Here is a 15,566-nt window from a genome sequence, read left to right as displayed (position 1 = left end):
TCCTCGCCATGAGCCTTTCTTCGCAGGCTGCGGCCTTTGACAACACAATCTTTCTGGAAGCCCTGGGCTTGAAGCCGGGGGATCTCTCCATCGGCGTCGCCGCGGCCACAGCGATGCTTCGAAGGGGGGAAGGTCCCGAAGCCCTGCGGATGTTCGCCATGTTGGCGCTCTGTGATCCGGCGGACATCAACATCCAGCTTGGGCTCGCCGAATGCGCAGCAGAGCTTGAGCAACACGAATTGGTCATTCAGGCCGCCTCGGTTCTGATCGCGATGGCACCCCAGGATGCCCGGGGCTATTTTCTCTGCGGCCGCGCGTGTCTCATGGCCGGTTATGACGCCGAAGCGCAGGAAGACTTGAGCATGGCTATCAAGCTGGACCGGGAACGGGGCGCCGGTGCAATCGCAGCAGAAGCCGAGCGTCTTCTTGCCATACGGGCAGCCTCATCTGCGGCCTGATATCACAGTGATTGCAACCCCGTGCCTCGGGAGAGCCACATGCCACCTAACGCCTCCGGTTCTGGTCTGCATGGCCAAGCTGCTGATGTCGATCTTCTCGCCGCGCTTTTCGGTCTAGAACGGAGGGAAGCTGAAACATTTGGCGAGGTGGTTGAAGTGGGCCTTGCCGCACGGGGGTTGGACGGAACGGTTTTCATGGAGGAACTAAAGGCCGGCAAGCCGGTCGGTGCTGCACTCGGACTGCCAGACGCGCTGGCGGATGCGGTTTACGATCGCGCATGCCGATGGTTTTCTGCAGGACGTCCGGAACGCGCAGAGCCCCTCTTCAGGGCACTTTGTACGCTCGACGGTCGCGTGGCGGACTTCTGGGTGGCTTACGGGGTATCACTGCGCGCATGCGGGCGATTATCATTTGCGGAGATAGCCTTTGCCGTAGCCGCAAGACTACGCCCGAACTGGGCTTTACCCTATTTCCACCTCGCGGACGTTTTCGCTGTTCAACATCGTCTGGACGCCGCTCGCACCACGCTGGATGTCTTCTTCAGGCTGAATGATGCAACAATCCCTGTGGTTGTGGTGGACCAAGCTAAGCGCTTACAGACCGTTGTCTCTGCCCTCGGGCAGCGTCCATGATGATTGGCGGAATTCCCAGTTCTGTTATCCGGGACCTGCTCTTGCTGATTGGACAGAATATCGGCGGGAGCGCACCCAGTGTGACTGACCCGGATTTGCCCAAGATAGATGATCCCTCACACAGGAGCACGCTGACTGATTTTTCTGTCATTGAGGTCGATAAATATGAATCTCGTTCCTCCGAGGTCGGGCTCGCAGGTCTGAGGAGCCCTTTTGCAGATGCCCAGAGGCCTGAGGCGCATAACGCGATCCGGGAGACATTGAAGAAGTTCGCCCTGGCCAACTCAAGTACCGTGCCGGCGGATGCTCGCTCTTTCGATGCTCGCTTGACGTCTGAGGGTATCGGACATGCACAAACGCGGTCCGCTGAGGTTAATGGCACCACCCAGGCCCCGTCGGGTGTGGATGCAGCCGAGCTATCGTCGCCAGCCTCGACAAATCTCACCGTCTCAACGCTCGACCCCGCCAGTCGAGGCTCAGCGCAATATATTTCGACCTTATCCGACCCCTTCCTTGACCTCCCCGCTTTGACGGTAGGCTTAGGACCTCCAGATGCGTCAATCGGCCGAGATGCCGACCCTTCGTTGGATCCGATGCATGCTCCAGCCTCGGAGAAGGAGAGAGGCAAGCTGGACGAACGCCTGGCCTTATTAGATCTCGTTTCCGTTCTTGAGCACCTTCTGACCGATGAGCGTGATGGGGCTGACGGTGTATCTCTTACGCCTCCGCAGCAACAGATGCAGCCATTTCAGGTCGAAAGAGCTGGTATCATCGCCTCCTTCATCTTGAATGCCGCCATGATTCCCGGCTGGCCTCCACCACGCCCGATCGAAGGCGTTCCCGCTGTTGTTGCCAGCTTTGTTCAGCAACAAAAGGAATTATCCGATGTGGAGCGTGACCTGCTGCTCAGCATCGGCAAGGTATTGAACGCGCCGAAGTCGCTGGAGAAGCTGCTTCGCATACTCAAGGCAAGTGCGAAGCGCGCAAAGTTGCTGGCGGCGCTGGATTTTCTCCTGGCAGTGACGGAGGACTTGGTGGCCCTGTTGCGAGCGGAGCTTGAGCGTCTGGAAGATCTGGCATCTGACGGCGAGAGTGGATCGCGCCAGCGGCTGCACTTGAAATAGCAAGCCGGTTAGGGCGCTAACCGGATCACCGCGTTGCATTCGGCACAAGTGGCGAACGCCTAAAGAATTAGTGTGCCGAGAACAGCAGTGTGGAGAAGGGACCATGTCCTCTGTCAGTTCGATTTCCAATGCGCCAATCGCGCCCCAGATCGTTACGCCTGACGCCGTAACGCCTGTCGGTCCAGCACAGGCCGTTTCCGGGCTGGTCACCTCTTCTGTTGAAGATCAGTTAGCAGCCGCGCTGGCGCTGATGGGCGGACCAAATTCCAGTGTTGGCTTGTCGGGGCTTTATCGCGCCCAATCCCCAGGCGATATTTCCGTCCTGTTGGCAGAGGCTTCGTTGACGCTTCAAAACATCTCGGACGAGGCGAAGGCTGAGAAGGCGCGGCTGGCGATGGGATCGGTCGTGGATGCGCTCACTGCCTATAGCGCGGTTGCGCAGCGCCAGACGGAACTGGATGCGAAGGCTGACGCTGCCAAGCTTCAATCAGATATAGCAACCAAACAGCAGTCTATTGCCGAGCAGATCGCTGCATTGGAAGCCATCACGGATCCGGATCAGAAGGCGGCGGTTGCGCCGCAGCTTGCAAACCTCAAATCGGAGATGGTGTCCCTTGCGCAAACGGCGCTTGCACAAACTGCAGCGCTTCTTCAACGGGAACTGGACCGGTTGCCTGATGGCGATCGCAGCAAGTCGGTGGCTGATCAACTCGCTGCCGTAAATCTGCAGATAACGACGTTGGCAGGCCCTGATGCCTATTCGAATGCGCTGTCCGCCTTGGCAGCCAATGACGTGTTGCTGGTGACGAAGATCCAGGACTATGACGCGGCGGCAAACGCCATCCCCGGGATCTCCGACATCAACCAGGCCGTCATGGCAATTGCCGCAAACGTTGCCACGGTCTTTGCATCTATCAATGCACTGCAAGTCAGCCAATCTGCCCATGATGTGGCGGAAAATTCTGCCGTTGACAGACTGCTCTCGGACATTCTTCAGGCGGCTGCCAAAGCCGATGCATCCTTCATTCAAGAGGAAAACGGTCCCACTCTGGCAGCGCAGACGCAGCTGCGCACCGCGCGTCAGGATGATGCGGAACGAACGGATCAATCAAAGCTGGTTGATGCACTGCTGATGGCTGCGGTCGATCTTTTATTACAACTCTCCACTCTGGAATCGTTGACCATTCAAGAGCCACAAATCCAACCGGGCCGCAGCCGTCTTCGCGTGGATGTGTGACATGACCGGGGTATCAACTGCCTGTCATCAACCGGTTTGGTCTATGCCTTGATGGGAAGCGTTCGGCCGCGCGCCTTACGCCTGAGGAAATCATTACCGATGCAACGCTTCCTGCACACCCTATCCAAACGGAATGACCTATTCCTGGCATTCTTGTTGGTCTGTATCGTCTTCATGATGATCTTGCCGCTACCGATCGTCATCGTCGACACACTGATCGGTATAAACCTGACTATATCGGCCATTCTTTTGATGGTTGCGCTCTATCTCAAGGACGTAGTGCAGCTTTCGTCCTTTCCGTCACTGCTGTTGATCACAACGCTTTTCCGCCTGGCGTTGGCGATCTCCACGACACGGCTGATCCTGCTGCACGCCAATGCCGGCCATATCGTCGAAACCTTTGGCAAGTTCGTGGTCGGCGGCAATCTTGTGGTCGGGGTCGTCATCTTCCTCATCCTGACCATCGTCAATTTCATGGTGATCACCAAGGGCTCGGAACGTGTCGCAGAAGTCTCAGCGCGCTTCTCGCTGGATTCGATGCCCGGAAAGCAAATGTCGATCGACAGCGACATGCGCGCCGGGCTGATCGATCTTGAAGAGGCAAAGCGGCGGCGCGGCAAACTGGAAAAGGAAAGCCAGCTTTACGGCGCCATGGACGGCGCCATGAAATTCGTGAAGGGCGACGCGGTCGCCGGCCTGATCATTATTGCTGTGAACATGATTGGCGGCATTACGATTGGCACGCTTCAGAAGGGGATGCCCGTTGCGGATGCCGGCCAAGTCTATACCCTATTGACCATAGGCGATGGCCTCGTCCAGCAGATACCCGCGCTCTTTATTTCCATTACGGCGGGCTTCATCGTTACGCGCGTTTCGTCCGAGGAAAACGACAATCTCGGCAGCGATATCGGCAGTCAGCTGATGTATGAGCCGAAGGCCTTGCTGATTACGGCCGTCATCCTCTGCATATTCGCCGTCATTCCGGGCTTTCCGACGATGGTTTTTGCCATGCTTGCCCTTGTGGTGGGTGGGGGCGGCTTCGTCTCCATGCGCAATCGAAAGGCCGTCGGACGCAATGAACGGTCAGGTGAAATGCCCGCGCTTGCCGCGGCTCTTGCACCGCAGGGGCAGGTTCCCAAGTTTCCGGAGGAAGACGACGCGCCCGTCGAGGCTGTGACCTTTGCACTGACCGTGCCGTTGATTGTCGACATTGCGGCGTCCGTACGCTCGTCGATCAGGCCGGACAAGCTTGACCGGGAGGTCGCACGCGTGCGGAGAGCGCTTTATTTCGATCTCGGGGTTCCGTTCCCCGGCATCAATCTTCGTCTCAATGAGAACCTCCGGGATGGCGAGTATCGTATCCTCGTCAACGAAATTCCGGTGGCATCAGGCGCTGCCCGGCCCGGCTACTTCATCGCCCGGGAGACGGAAGCGAATTTGAAGATGTTTGGCGTCCCTTTCGAGAGGGGCGATGATTTCCTGCCGGGAACGCCGTCGCTCTGGGTTCAGGTCAAATATCTCCCGATCCTGGAAAAGGCGAGTGTCCAGGTGATGACACTGTCCAGCATGCTGACCTTTCATCTGGCCCATGTGCTGAAGGCGCATGCCCATGAGTTCATCGGTGTGCAGGAAACCATGTTCCTGATGAACCAGATGCAGAAGAATTTTGGAGAGCTCACCCGGGAAGTCACGCGGCTGCTGCCAGTAACCACCATCACCGACGTGCTGCAGCGGCTTGTTTCGGAGGACATTTCCATCCGCGACATGCGCACCGTTCTCGAAGCCTTGGTTACCTGGGGACAGCGCGAAAAGGACCCCATCATGCTCACCGAATATGTACGCGGTGCCCTCAGTCGCTACATCACGCACAAGTTCTCCGGCGGACAGAACATGATCCCCGCCTTCCTGCTTGCCAAGGAAATTGAGGATGCCGTGCGCGGAGCAATTCGCCAGACCAGTGGAGCCTCCTATCTTGCCCTGGCGCCCGATGTGCATCGTCAGATCATCGACTCCATACGGAGTGTCGCAGGCAACCCTGCGCCCCGTGCGATTTCACCGGTCATTCTGGCGCCGATGGACATCCGCCGCTTCATGCGAAAGGTTGTTGAGCGTGACTTCCCCACAACGGCTGTCCTGTCCTATCAGGAGCTGTCGCCGACCGCCAATATCCAGCCGCTTGAGCGGATCAAGCTCCATAACGCCGTATCGCATCTGGCTGCCGAATGAGCCCAGGTCCGAACCTTGACGGGACGGTGCTTTCGGTATGGCGTTGGCCTTCGCCGAGGCTGCTTATCCCTGTCGTGGCGCTTACCGCGGCAGTTCTTTGTCATGCTGCAGTTTTCGGCTCCGCTGCGCCGACATCCTATTTCCTGGCAGTCGGTGCTGCCGTGGGATTGATGAACATCGGGCTTGCTTTGGAAAGTCACGAGGCGCTGACACTCGGCAGTCTTGTTGCCGCAATTGCTGCATTGGCCGTTCCTTGGGTGCCCGCGCTTGCTGCCGGACACACGCTGGAAGATATGGTCGAGCTCAATTTGATTTGGCCGCAATGCCTCGTGCTTTTGTTCTCCTCGCGGCTGATTACCGAGCTTAATCGTCTGCGGTTCGTCGCCTTCTGGCGGCATCTCAACGGACGCCCGCCGGGCGCACAATCCTTCTGTTCCGCACTGCTTCTGGGGCTTTCTCTCACACTGGTTTTCTATGCTGCTATCGGTGCCGCAGATGGGACACCCGCCCATGATCCAATTGGCGTGTTGCGGCGTGCGCTGGCAGCAAGAAGCCCTCTTCACGCGGCAATCGTGGTCGTCTTCATGACGGTTGGCGCAGCCCTCCTTGATGTGGTTCTGGCACTCTGGCGGGAGCGGCTTGACCTCGATGCCTTGCGGCGTTCTGTCGAAGACGGATCCAATGTGTCCGGGCAACTGGGCGAGGTATTGACTGCTTTGCCGGCGCATTCTCGCATACGCGCGGTTGCTTTTGATGCGCTGTTTCCGTCATCGTGCGGAACTGTCCAGTCGCCCATCGAGGCGATCCATCGCGCCTCCCGGCGTTTCATCCGCACGCTTCTCAGCTTTTTGCCGCTCCTCGGCTTCCTCGGCACAGTTATTGGTCTTGCCATCGCTATTGCCGGACTGGATAGCCAAGGCGGTCAGCAGAACGGCGCGAACCTGGGGCAAAGTCTTGCCGGCCTTGGGCTGCAATTCGAAACGACGTTGCTTGGTCTTCTGGGTGGCCTGCTGGCATCGCTGGGGGTTGCACTCGTGGACAAATGGGAAGCGGAGCTGCTGGCAGCGGCACGTCATATCGTGCTTGTCTCGCGGGCAAGGAGCCCGGCATGAAGGGCGGCGCTCACGATGCCGATGATGATTTTGAACATGCCGATGCAGGTTTTATGCAGCTTCCGATCGGTGACCTCTTCCTGGCGCTGGGTGCAGCCTTTCTTGTTGCCATGCTGTTGAGTATCGGTCTGCGGGTAAACAACCACGTCTGGCGTGATGAGCAGAATGCGGAACTGCAGGTTCTGGCAAGGCGCGAGGGCCTTTTGCTGCCCGCGGAGCGTTCGGAACCGAAGCTCGTCGTCAAGCGGGATGCCATTCCGGGTAACGCTGCCCTGCTGACGAGGCTTCGTTCGGGCAAAGCGGCGCATCGCTCTGTTCTTCTGGTGATTGATAGCGGTGGCGGGGAGAGCGCTTTCCTTTTTGAAAATCTGATTGCAGGTGTCGGCTTGTCCAAAGTGCGTCGGCTGAGGCTCGATGAGGATTGTGCTTTTACTCAAACGCCTCTCGATCCAGGCCCATGTCGCGCCTTGCTGGCGCGTCTTCGACAGGACGAGTAGCCATGTGGCGATTTGACTTTGCCGTCGTCGCGGATCTGACTGCCAATGTTTTCGCCACTTGCTTCCTGCTTTTTCTGCTGGGCTGGCAAAATGGCTCAGCTGACCGTGATGAGCGGGCGCATGCGCAAGCGCGGCTATTTCGGGTGGAGGAGCGGGAGGCGCTGAGCGGGCAGGACCGGGTCGTGATGCTGTTTCGCCGTGGCGATCCGGGTGTTTTGAGGTTCGATCTCCTCGGAGATCATGTTCTTGTTCTGCGACCTGGCCTTCCCCCATTCCGAGCGGATGCGGGCTCGATCGCGGCAGCGCTCGTGAACGCATCGGGACCGGCGGTACTCTACGTTTTTGACAACAGGTTTTATTATCCTGTCGTCAATGCCCTTCATCACATGGGGGTAGTCTTTCGGGAAATGGATGTACCTGAAGCGTTGAGCGCGCGCGAGCCGGATAGACGTGGCTGGTCCACTGGCTTTCTTGACCTGATTGCAAGCCAGCCCGATCGAGCTGAATTTTCGGCCGGGTTATCGCGACTGCTGGAGGCCGTAGGGTCGCCGGGGGCGGGCGTCGCCGGGCCCACGGCCCACGACGGAACCAATGACGCTGTTTCTCCGGTGACAAAGCTTTTGGAGAGTGTGACGCGCTGTGTAGCTATCCTGCTTCTCATTGTGGGCTTTGCACTGGCGGGCTTTACCGAATGGTGGTTTCCACCGCAAACACAAGCATAAGCGCAATCTGTGCCGAACATCACGCGCGGAAAGCGACGGACATATTAGAATGCGCCTAAAGCCATCTGGCAAATGAAGGAGTAGGTCTCGTGGCTGATATGATATCGTCTGCTTCCCGTCCCGTAGGCTCCAATGGTTTGGAGCGGCGTTTGCTCGATCCGCTGAGGCTTGATCCATCGGAACGCTCGGATTTGACCGCAAATGCGAAGTCCGACCAGGATGCCTTCGAGGATTATCTCAATGGTAATGCAGGCATATCGACATTACCCCAGTCGCGCCGGCATACCTCCTTCGATACCGTTGACGCGATCCAACAGGGGAGCGTCTATGGCGTTCCCGTCGATCAGGTGAAAATCTGACGGCAGCCTCGGCCCTCCACCATCAGTATTTCAGTCTGTGCCCTTCGCCGTCGCCGCAAGAAGCACAGCTGCAACGATGTGTGGCGCTTGGACGAGTTTGTCGTCACCATTTCCGGTGACATCGCCACCAAACGGTCTGCGGTAAATTCGGATCGGTCCAAGATACCGTTTGCAGAAAACACGCAACAGCAACTTGATCTCAGGCATCAAATTGCTGTTGTTTCCAAAGCCGGTACACAAGGTCATTGCCGACCATGGTGTCTGCCAGATAGCGATCAAAACCCTTTCGGCATTCGGGCGATAAGATGACATGCTGACCGTATAGCTCCGCCAGTCCATGTTCTTGTGCTTCGGAAAGGAGCTTTCGAACGTGCGTACGCGAAATGCCGAAACTGTCGCCAATATTGGCGAAGGAAATCCGAGAAGCGGTTTGTCCGTCGCACGTAATGCTCAGTTCTATCAGCTTCGTCAGGATCATCATGCCTGCAAGCCGAGGGAAAAAGAAGGCAATGGTTGGATTAGCGGCCATGAAACTCCGAGCATAGGCCATGAAGGACGCTCCGATCTGTCTGGCGCCGCGCTGAAACGCGAGATCTCCCGACATTGGTTCCGGGTAGCCAGGGTCAGGAAACATGACATGCAATGGAGCATAGTAGACGACCATTGTCTTCAGATCCCGGTCGATCATAGTCTGGGTCGGCCGGAGAAGCTTGGTGCGCCGGTCTTTTTCCACCAGTGAACTTTCGACATATCCAACATCGATGAGCCGTCGAATGATATCATGCACCCGTCGCCCACTCGCTAGCCCCAACTGCTCTAGATTTTGTTTGATCATTCGCATGCTAGGCCAAGAAGTCCGATCCTCAGGATCATGTGCGCAATAGTAATTCATGATGGCGAAATAGACAAAAGCCTTTCCCTCATCAAAAAATATTTGATTTTCCTTCGCATTATTCTCATGAGCCTTCAGCATCTCATGGACATATACCCTACGCGCATCAGGAAAGCGGGGGTGAAAGATGATGTCTTCGTAGGAGAGCATTTGGGGCGCATCTTGTAACATGGCGGACGGCTTGCCTTGTGAAAAATGTTTGGGTTCAGTGCATGCAATGTTCGCTTGATCAGAAGACTATCCCGCTCCAGATGATCTTAGCGAGTTAGTATCACAATATATCCTTCCCCCTTAGAGCTTGCGCAAGTGGCGAAGCGGTCTAGACAGGCCGTCCTATCCGAGCAAGCGCTTCAGGAGTGCAATTTGCGTCGTCCTGTGCCGTTTGGCACAGTCGGTCCGTGCGAGATGTCTATCGTACGCGCCGCGTTGCGTCTGGCCTAACCTGAAGCACATGCAGGACCACGGTTTCGTTCACGGCGATTTAGGAGCCCATAACCTATTTGTTGGCGAAGGCGGTGTGATGAAATTTGCTGATTTCGGTACGACGCAAGGTGGGAATAAACTGAAGGTTGCAAGCGGCTGAGCGGTGGACACGACCCATTTTGTTTCGCCTGAAGCGAGTCGTCTCCGCGATGAAATTGCAAGGGCAAAGGACCTCACAATATTTTCGAATCAGGGCGATACATCCCTCAAAGTTTCCTTCCGCGACCTCAAGAATGTTCTTTCAGCGGCTTTCCATTCTAATCCTGGACCCAGCGGTGGCAAGACTCAGATGTATCTTGTAACTGAACATGTTATGGGTAGGCTTCAGTCGGTTAACGAGAAGCTTCGTCAAAGTAATTTGGAAAGCTTGAGCGCTCGCACGCTAGATCCAGAAATTGATACTTGGGCGCTCGGCGCTAGCCTATACTACATGATGACTGAGACCTTATTATCTGACTCAGCAAAAAAGTCCCAGGATGGTATGGTGAAAAGCTGCGATCCTATGTGGATGGTCATGCCATTGGGCCTGGCGGTTATTTCGACGCGCCATCCACCGGTGACGTTAAGATTGACGAACTCATTAACCAGCTTCTTCATCCGGATCCCTCGAAACGCCCCACAATGGATGAGCTGCTGAGCCACGAGGTGTTTGCGGATGAGGCCGTGGGCCCGGCAGAGACGCGCGCTGCTCTGGTTCGCTTCATTAGCACAAATGCTGCTGTAGGAGCGAAATCCAATTCGACTCCGTCTGAAACAACTGATGAGAGCGTCAGCGACGTCAGGATTGATGATCCTGCAGGTTGGGTCTCTGCCCGGATGCCTTATCCGACGGAACAGGCGAATTTGTCTGTTGGCGGCGAGAATATGATCGGTGGAGCCCGAGCGCGGTCCACTGGCTGACTGCGACCAAGGGACGATCGAGCGTCGTTATTGGCATCCTTTTGCCTCGGCGCTCGATCACATTCTTCCTCGGATTCAAGACCGAAATCGCTCACTTCCGCGAACGCGTTGCTTTTCAGCACAGGGGGCATTCGTCCGCACGGTTACAAGCGTATCAGCAGCGGAGGGATCGATGGACTTTTCAAAACTAATTAACGAACTGAGCGCGGAGATCGGTCTTTCAGTCGTAAGCGATATCATCAGCCCCTTTGAAATTGTTGTCGATGCCCTGGCTGTTACGCTAACGCAGGAGGACCGCGGAACCGGCTCCAGCCTGGTACTGTCATGCCTGCTTGGTGCGATACCCGAAGAACATGAACTGGATGCATATCGCGTGCTTCTGGATGCCAATACATTCTGGAATGCAACGGCGGACTGCACGCTTGGCGTCAATGCACAGACGCGGCAAGCCTATATTTGCTACCGCATCATGGATGACGGCATCAGCGGTGAGCGCCTCGCCGATATCCTGGAGAGCTTCGTCTATGTGGCAGGCAATTGGGCGAACTTCATTGAGGGCTTGAACGAATTCGATGTCGAACAGGGTTTGCAGCTCCTCGACCAAAACGCCTTTCTGCGAGCATAGGAGAAGAGGTCATGACAAAGTTGTTGCAGATCGGTCACCCCGATATTCGGGTCAGAGTTGGCTATTCCGACGAGCGGCCATCAAAGCGCAACGATCATCATGCGACTGCGACATCCGGTCGGGTGGGCGGCGCATTTGAAGGGCGCAACATCAGCGGTGGCCCTGCTCAGCCAGCACACACATCCTTCTCGTTCGGGTCGTTTATCAAGGATAATGCCATCGTTCAGGCCGCCGTATCCAAATTGCAGAACTTCGCGGCTCGCCACGATAAAGATGGCTTGGCTTCCATGCTTGGTCTTCTCAAAACGGGTGCCCTCGAGAACGCGCAGCTTCAACAGTCTACGTTGCGCGACGATTTGAGTGCTCACGATTCCGAAAAATCGAATATTCTTGACGTCGCCATCGATGTGAAGGGCCGGGGCCAAGTCGAGGTTTCCGCTCTTATGGAAGAGTTGCGGGTCTCTCTCGGAGGAGACAAGAAGATCTCGCAGTTCGAAATGAATCGCTACATCAGGATGGGCGAACGCATTTGCGAGGCGGTAAAGAATAGCAAAGATGGTAAGACGGATGTAGGGGTAACCGTCAACGGAAAGACGATTTCGATACCCTCCAATGTAGATACGACGCGCGCCGTTGGGTGGTACATGTTCGCCAAGGCTATGGTGGACAATGCGGGCGCTGAGCGAGAGGCGGTCACGGCAGGGGGCGACGGAGCCATGCTTGTGAAGGATCCCGGCAAGAAGCTGTATAATTTCCTGAGTAGTGCGCCCAGTTGCTATGGCAGAACCTCAACCCACCTGAAGGCACACAGTCAAAACGCGGGCAAGAAGATGAGCTTCGGTGAAGCTCGGGCGCAGACCGGCATTATCTCGGCTTTTTCGGTGAAAGGCGGTGGTGCGGTCCAAAGCGGTATCGAGGACTACAGCTCCAAGATGCCGGGTGGAGGAACTCTTCTTTTCGACACCATTAAGCCCGACTCGAGCGGCGATTCCCTTCTGTTCATGAAGTTTGAGCCGGTGGGAACGCCAAGCAGCTTCAGCCACATTGGCCGGCATGTTGACCCCGCGGATGGATTCGCCCGCAATGTGGCCGGTCTTGCAAGCGTCGCAGGACGCAACATCAAGCATGGGTTTCATCTCGTCGAAAGTATCGCAGCAAAGCACTTCAAGCAGGAAGAAGCGTATCGAGGCGAGAAATTCGATAAGGGCCCGACCAAGGCGGTTTATCGGGAATTCAAGCAAGCGCTTGAAAACGCTGATTGGATTGATGCGGGGTCTAAATCAGAAATCGCCAAGCATGTTGCAACGTATGGAGCGGCGGGAATGCTCGCCCAGTGCGAAGAGATCAACAATGCAGCGCTGGTGGCAGCCGTTCCGGATAACGATCGCCTGGTCTTTTTGGACGTTAGCGAGCGATTGACCAAGCTAATGGCCAGCCTCGGTGCCGAACTGGGCATCGAGCGTCGAGGTAACGAGGTTCACGTCCTCTATTGAGCCGAGAAGCTTCGTCTTGGTTTCCACGAAATCGCGGCGGGCGGATGTGCCGCTCTAGTGATCGGTAGGCGTAGGGAGGTGTGATGAAGAAGTTTCCGGTTGCAACCATGGAAAACGCTGGTGCCTGATCAACCCCTGATTCATTTCACGCCATCTGTCTTTGGTACAAACAAAGTATCGAGGCCGTGAATATGCCTGGGAGGAAGTGTGTCTGCCTGCCGGACGACATCTCTATCGAAATGTCTGCTGGCTCACTAGACGGGATGCTGCAGCCTGCCTGTGCGTTTGGCAATGAACATCCTTGCCGCCCGAAGTCTTCTCTTCCCGGTGGTGGTGAATGAAATTTTCTATTGCATCGGCCAAGTCGGACATTCAAGACAATGCCGAGGTTACGTGCGACCATTCGCGCAACCGCCCTGTATTGGCGTGGATGGACCGGCGGCGAGCCGGCTCTTTTGCAATCCTCATGGCGGCGGCTTGCTGGCTCGTCGCTTGCACCACCGTCGAAGATGCTCTGGTCGTCGACGATCCCAACGCGGTTCCCCGTCTGGCCAGCAACCAGGCACCGCGAAAGGGGCCGGTTGTTGATGTGGAAAAGCTGAACAAGCTTGGCGCGGAGCAAACCTCGCGCACTTTTACAGCCTATGTAGGCAAGGAAAAGATCGATTATCCGGGAGACGTTGCGACGATTGCACAAGACATTGGCGAAGTTCGCTCGGCAACCAAACAAGCTTCGTTCGAACCAACCGCCGAAGTCAGCATCGACTTCAAGAACGCAACGATAGACGAAGTTCTCCGGCGCCTTTTGAGCGGTGCTCTAGGGGTCAACTACATCGCTCCGGATAACCTTGCCGGCAGGGTCACGTTCAAAACCGAGACACCGGTGCCAAAAGCACGCGTGCTTTCGGTCGTTCGGGATATCTTGTCTCGCAACAATCTGGTGATGCGTTCTCTCAACGGCATTTACCATATTGGTACGCCTGAAGCGATTGCGGCCCTTGATACAAACGCGGCCAATGGTGCAAGAGGCCAGGAGGCCCAGCGGGTCATCCAACTACCCAAGGGTAACGCGCAGGAGGTCGTTGCGCTCGCGGGCCGCATGTTGCCGCCCAGCGTTGTCTTGCAGGCGAGCAGTTCGCGCAACACCGTTATTCTTCAGGCGGGTCCGACTGAAGCCGATTCAGCAGAACGTCTTGTTCGCATGCTGTCAAACATGGCGACCGGGCAGCGTTCCATCGCCATCCTTCCGCTCGGCCAGGGAGAGCCGCAAGCCGTGGCGCGCCAGATCACCGATTTCTATTCGGGTTCTTTGCGTGGTTCGGATGCGAATGTGACCATCATACCGCTTGAAGCCCAGCGCGCCGTGCTTGTCGGAACGCCGGACGAAACCGTGATGGAAAACGTCAGGCTGCTGGTGCGCCAGCTAGACCAGTCGGTGTCGGACATTTCGGCACTTCGGGTTATTCCGCTCACTCATCTGCGCGCGGAAGAAATTGCCCCGCAGCTTGCGCAGAGTTTTGGTGCCGCTTCCGGCGGCGGCAATGGACCGGTAGCGGATGAACCGCGACGTGGCATAGACCAGCGTATCTCGCGCTCTAAACTTTTTCCAAACAGTCAGGCGGCTGGTGCCTCCGCTGATAATGAGGACGGTACCAGCTTGGCCGCGCCACCACCCAGCACAATCATTGCGACGCCAAATGGTGGTCAGTCGGCGTCGCAGTCCTCCGGCCAGGGCGGCGCTCAACGCGGTGGTCGCGCGCCAGCCAACGGCCAGACCAGCGGTGCCAACAATGGCGACACGATACAGGTCTCCGCGCCGGCGGGTGGAGGAAACGGCCAGGCAGACGTCAGAATTGTCGCCGACAAGCGCAACAATACGCTTCTGGTCTACTCGAACTATCGCATCTTTTCGCGCATGCGGGATGTGGTGGCCGCATTGGATGTACCGCAAAGCCAGGCGGTGATCGAGGCGACCGTCATTGAGGTCAATCTCACAAATTCGCTCTCGCAAGGCGTGGCCTTCTACCTCCAGGGCAAAGGTTTCAACGTCGGCTCCGGCATACCGGGTAACCAATCCCCACGCGACGGTGGCGTCATAGGTTTCTCCGGTTCTGTCGGAAGCTTCTCCGTCGATGCCGTTTTGAAGGCGCTGCAGCAGGTCACGACACTCAAGGTCGTCTCCTCGCCCTATCTCACAGTCATGAACGGGCAGGCGGCCCGCCTCGTGATCGGCGATCAGATCCCCTTCGCGACGGCCTCGCAGTCGTCCAACAACGGCGGCAATGTCACTGTGACGCGCGAGGTGCAGATTCTCGACACGGGCATTGTCATGCAGATCACGCCCACCATTCATGCGGATGATTCCGTAACGCTTCAGATCAACCAGTCCGTTTCGACACCGAAGACGAGTACCGGCGGGGATTCCCTGACGCCAACCATTTCGACGCGCGATATACAATCGCAGATCCTCGTACAATCCGGGCGTACGGTTCTTCTGGGCGGTCTCATCCAGGATAATGTCGGGGCGGACTCCACGCAGATCCCGAAGGTATCGAAGGTGCCGATCCTGGGAGATCTTCTCAGCCAGAAAAATGCGCAATCGCGGCGAACGGAACTTGTTGTGCTGATCACACCGCGGGTTTCCAGGACCGCGAACGAGATCGATTCCATCACCAAGCAGCTTCAGTCGTTTATGGTATCCACACCGCAGGCAAGCGATCCGGCTGGCATAAAGCGGAAGCCCGCGACGTCAGCCTACAAGCAATAGCGCCCGCAGATTTGGCTGCGGACGCATATAATGCTGTG

At 56.8% G+C, this 15,566-nt stretch carries 15 protein-coding genes; 14 read left to right on the top strand and 1 reads right to left on the bottom strand.

The window, feature by feature from the left end:
* Nucleotides 1-8: 8 nt before the first annotated feature.
* From Q2T52_RS14055 to Q2T52_RS14015, 9 genes are all read left to right on the top strand, one after another.
* Nucleotides 9-458, top strand: coding sequence for a hypothetical protein (locus Q2T52_RS14055; protein ID WP_302077405.1), 450 nt, complete (start codon nucleotides 9-11; stop codon nucleotides 456-458).
* Nucleotides 459-497: 39 nt separating this feature from the next.
* The gene (locus Q2T52_RS14050; RefSeq protein WP_302077404.1) at nucleotides 498-1,091 is read left to right on the top strand and encodes a hypothetical protein; all 594 of its coding nucleotides are present in this window, start codon (nucleotides 498-500) and stop codon (nucleotides 1,089-1,091) included.
* Entirely contained in the window at nucleotides 1,088-2,215 is a 1,128-nt protein-coding gene (locus Q2T52_RS14045) for a hypothetical protein (RefSeq protein WP_302077403.1), read from the top strand. The genes Q2T52_RS14050 and Q2T52_RS14045 overlap by 4 nt, the downstream gene beginning before the upstream one ends.
* A 103-nt stretch (nucleotides 2,216-2,318) precedes the next feature.
* On the top strand, nucleotides 2,319-3,452 hold the full coding sequence (locus Q2T52_RS14040) for a hypothetical protein (RefSeq protein WP_302077402.1): 1,134 nt from the start codon (nucleotides 2,319-2,321) through the stop codon (nucleotides 3,450-3,452).
* A gap of 99 nt (nucleotides 3,453-3,551) precedes the next feature.
* Nucleotides 3,552-5,678, top strand: a complete 2,127-nt coding sequence (gene sctV / locus Q2T52_RS14035) for a type III secretion system export apparatus subunit SctV (RefSeq protein WP_302077401.1) — start codon at nucleotides 3,552-3,554, stop codon at nucleotides 5,676-5,678.
* A 74-nt stretch (nucleotides 5,679-5,752) separates the two neighbouring features.
* On the top strand, nucleotides 5,753-6,790 hold the full coding sequence (locus Q2T52_RS14030) for a MotA/TolQ/ExbB proton channel family protein (protein ID WP_302077400.1): 1,038 nt from the start codon (nucleotides 5,753-5,755) through the stop codon (nucleotides 6,788-6,790).
* Nucleotides 6,787-7,287, top strand: coding sequence for a hypothetical protein (locus Q2T52_RS14025; protein WP_302077399.1), 501 nt, complete (start codon nucleotides 6,787-6,789; stop codon nucleotides 7,285-7,287). The genes Q2T52_RS14030 and Q2T52_RS14025 overlap by 4 nt, the downstream gene beginning before the upstream one ends.
* A gap of 2 nt (nucleotides 7,288-7,289) precedes the next feature.
* Entirely contained in the window at nucleotides 7,290-8,009 is a 720-nt protein-coding gene (locus tag Q2T52_RS14020; protein WP_302077398.1) for a hypothetical protein, read from the top strand.
* An 89-nt stretch (nucleotides 8,010-8,098) separates the two neighbouring features.
* Complete coding sequence (locus Q2T52_RS14015; RefSeq protein ID WP_302077397.1) at nucleotides 8,099-8,368, top strand: hypothetical protein; 270 nt, start codon at nucleotides 8,099-8,101, stop codon at nucleotides 8,366-8,368.
* Between the two features lie 199 nt (nucleotides 8,369-8,567).
* Here Q2T52_RS14015 and Q2T52_RS14010 read toward each other — a convergent pair whose 3' ends face one another.
* Complete coding sequence (locus tag Q2T52_RS14010) at nucleotides 8,568-9,410, bottom strand: hypothetical protein (RefSeq protein WP_302077396.1); 843 nt, start codon at nucleotides 9,408-9,410, stop codon at nucleotides 8,568-8,570.
* A gap of 301 nt (nucleotides 9,411-9,711) precedes the next feature.
* Between Q2T52_RS14010 and Q2T52_RS26840 the strand changes: the two genes are divergently transcribed.
* From Q2T52_RS26840 to Q2T52_RS13990, 5 genes are all read left to right on the top strand, one after another.
* On the top strand, nucleotides 9,712-9,843 hold the full coding sequence (locus Q2T52_RS26840) for a protein kinase (RefSeq protein ID WP_367187316.1): 132 nt from the start codon (nucleotides 9,712-9,714) through the stop codon (nucleotides 9,841-9,843).
* 3 nt (nucleotides 9,844-9,846) lie between these two features.
* Nucleotides 9,847-10,380 (top strand): hypothetical protein, encoded by a 534-nt coding sequence (locus Q2T52_RS14005; protein ID WP_302077395.1) that lies wholly within the window; start codon nucleotides 9,847-9,849, stop codon nucleotides 10,378-10,380.
* Between the two features lie 435 nt (nucleotides 10,381-10,815).
* Nucleotides 10,816-11,268: a type III secretion system chaperone gene (locus Q2T52_RS14000; protein WP_302077394.1), complete on the top strand. Its 453-nt coding sequence runs from the start codon at nucleotides 10,816-10,818 to the stop codon at nucleotides 11,266-11,268.
* Nucleotides 11,269-11,279: 11 nt separating this feature from the next.
* The gene (locus Q2T52_RS13995) at nucleotides 11,280-12,761 is read left to right on the top strand and encodes a hypothetical protein (RefSeq protein ID WP_302077393.1); all 1,482 of its coding nucleotides are present in this window, start codon (nucleotides 11,280-11,282) and stop codon (nucleotides 12,759-12,761) included.
* 337 nt (nucleotides 12,762-13,098) lie between these two features.
* A complete protein-coding gene (locus tag Q2T52_RS13990) occupies nucleotides 13,099-15,528 on the top strand; it encodes a secretin GspD/PilQ domain-containing protein (protein WP_302077392.1) in 2,430 nt (809 codons plus the stop codon).
* Nucleotides 15,529-15,566 lie beyond the last annotated feature (38 nt).

This window comes from Rhizobium oryzicola (assembly GCF_030504645.1).
Taxonomy (GTDB): Bacteria; Pseudomonadota; Alphaproteobacteria; order Rhizobiales; family Rhizobiaceae; genus Neorhizobium; species Neorhizobium oryzicola.
Note: the sequence above shows the minus strand (reverse complement) of the source record. Positions and strands in the feature narration are given on the sequence as shown.

Bases quoted from the DNA above. Each gene is read 5' to 3' on its own strand.
- Q2T52_RS14055 (WP_302077405.1), top strand. From the start codon at position 9: ATGAGCCTTTCTTCGCAGGCTGCGGCCTTTGACAACACAATCTTTCTG.
- Q2T52_RS14050 (WP_302077404.1), top strand. From the start codon at position 498: ATGCCACCTAACGCCTCCGGTTCTGGTCTGCATGGCCAAGCTGCTGAT.
- Q2T52_RS14045 (WP_302077403.1), top strand. From the start codon at position 1,088: ATGATGATTGGCGGAATTCCCAGTTCTGTTATCCGGGACCTGCTCTTG.
- Q2T52_RS14040 (WP_302077402.1), top strand. From the start codon at position 2,319: ATGTCCTCTGTCAGTTCGATTTCCAATGCGCCAATCGCGCCCCAGATC.
- sctV (WP_302077401.1), top strand. From the start codon at position 3,552: ATGCAACGCTTCCTGCACACCCTATCCAAACGGAATGACCTATTCCTG.
- Q2T52_RS14025 (WP_302077399.1), top strand. From the start codon at position 6,787: ATGAAGGGCGGCGCTCACGATGCCGATGATGATTTTGAACATGCCGAT.
- Q2T52_RS14020 (WP_302077398.1), top strand. From the start codon at position 7,290: ATGTGGCGATTTGACTTTGCCGTCGTCGCGGATCTGACTGCCAATGTT.
- Q2T52_RS14010 (WP_302077396.1), bottom strand. From the start codon at position 9,410: ATGCTCTCCTACGAAGACATCATCTTTCACCCCCGCTTTCCTGATGCG.
- Q2T52_RS26840 (WP_367187316.1), top strand. From the start codon at position 9,712: ATGCAGGACCACGGTTTCGTTCACGGCGATTTAGGAGCCCATAACCTA.
- Q2T52_RS14000 (WP_302077394.1), top strand. From the start codon at position 10,816: ATGGACTTTTCAAAACTAATTAACGAACTGAGCGCGGAGATCGGTCTT.
- Q2T52_RS13995 (WP_302077393.1), top strand. From the start codon at position 11,280: ATGACAAAGTTGTTGCAGATCGGTCACCCCGATATTCGGGTCAGAGTT.
- Q2T52_RS13990 (WP_302077392.1), top strand. From the start codon at position 13,099: ATGAAATTTTCTATTGCATCGGCCAAGTCGGACATTCAAGACAATGCC.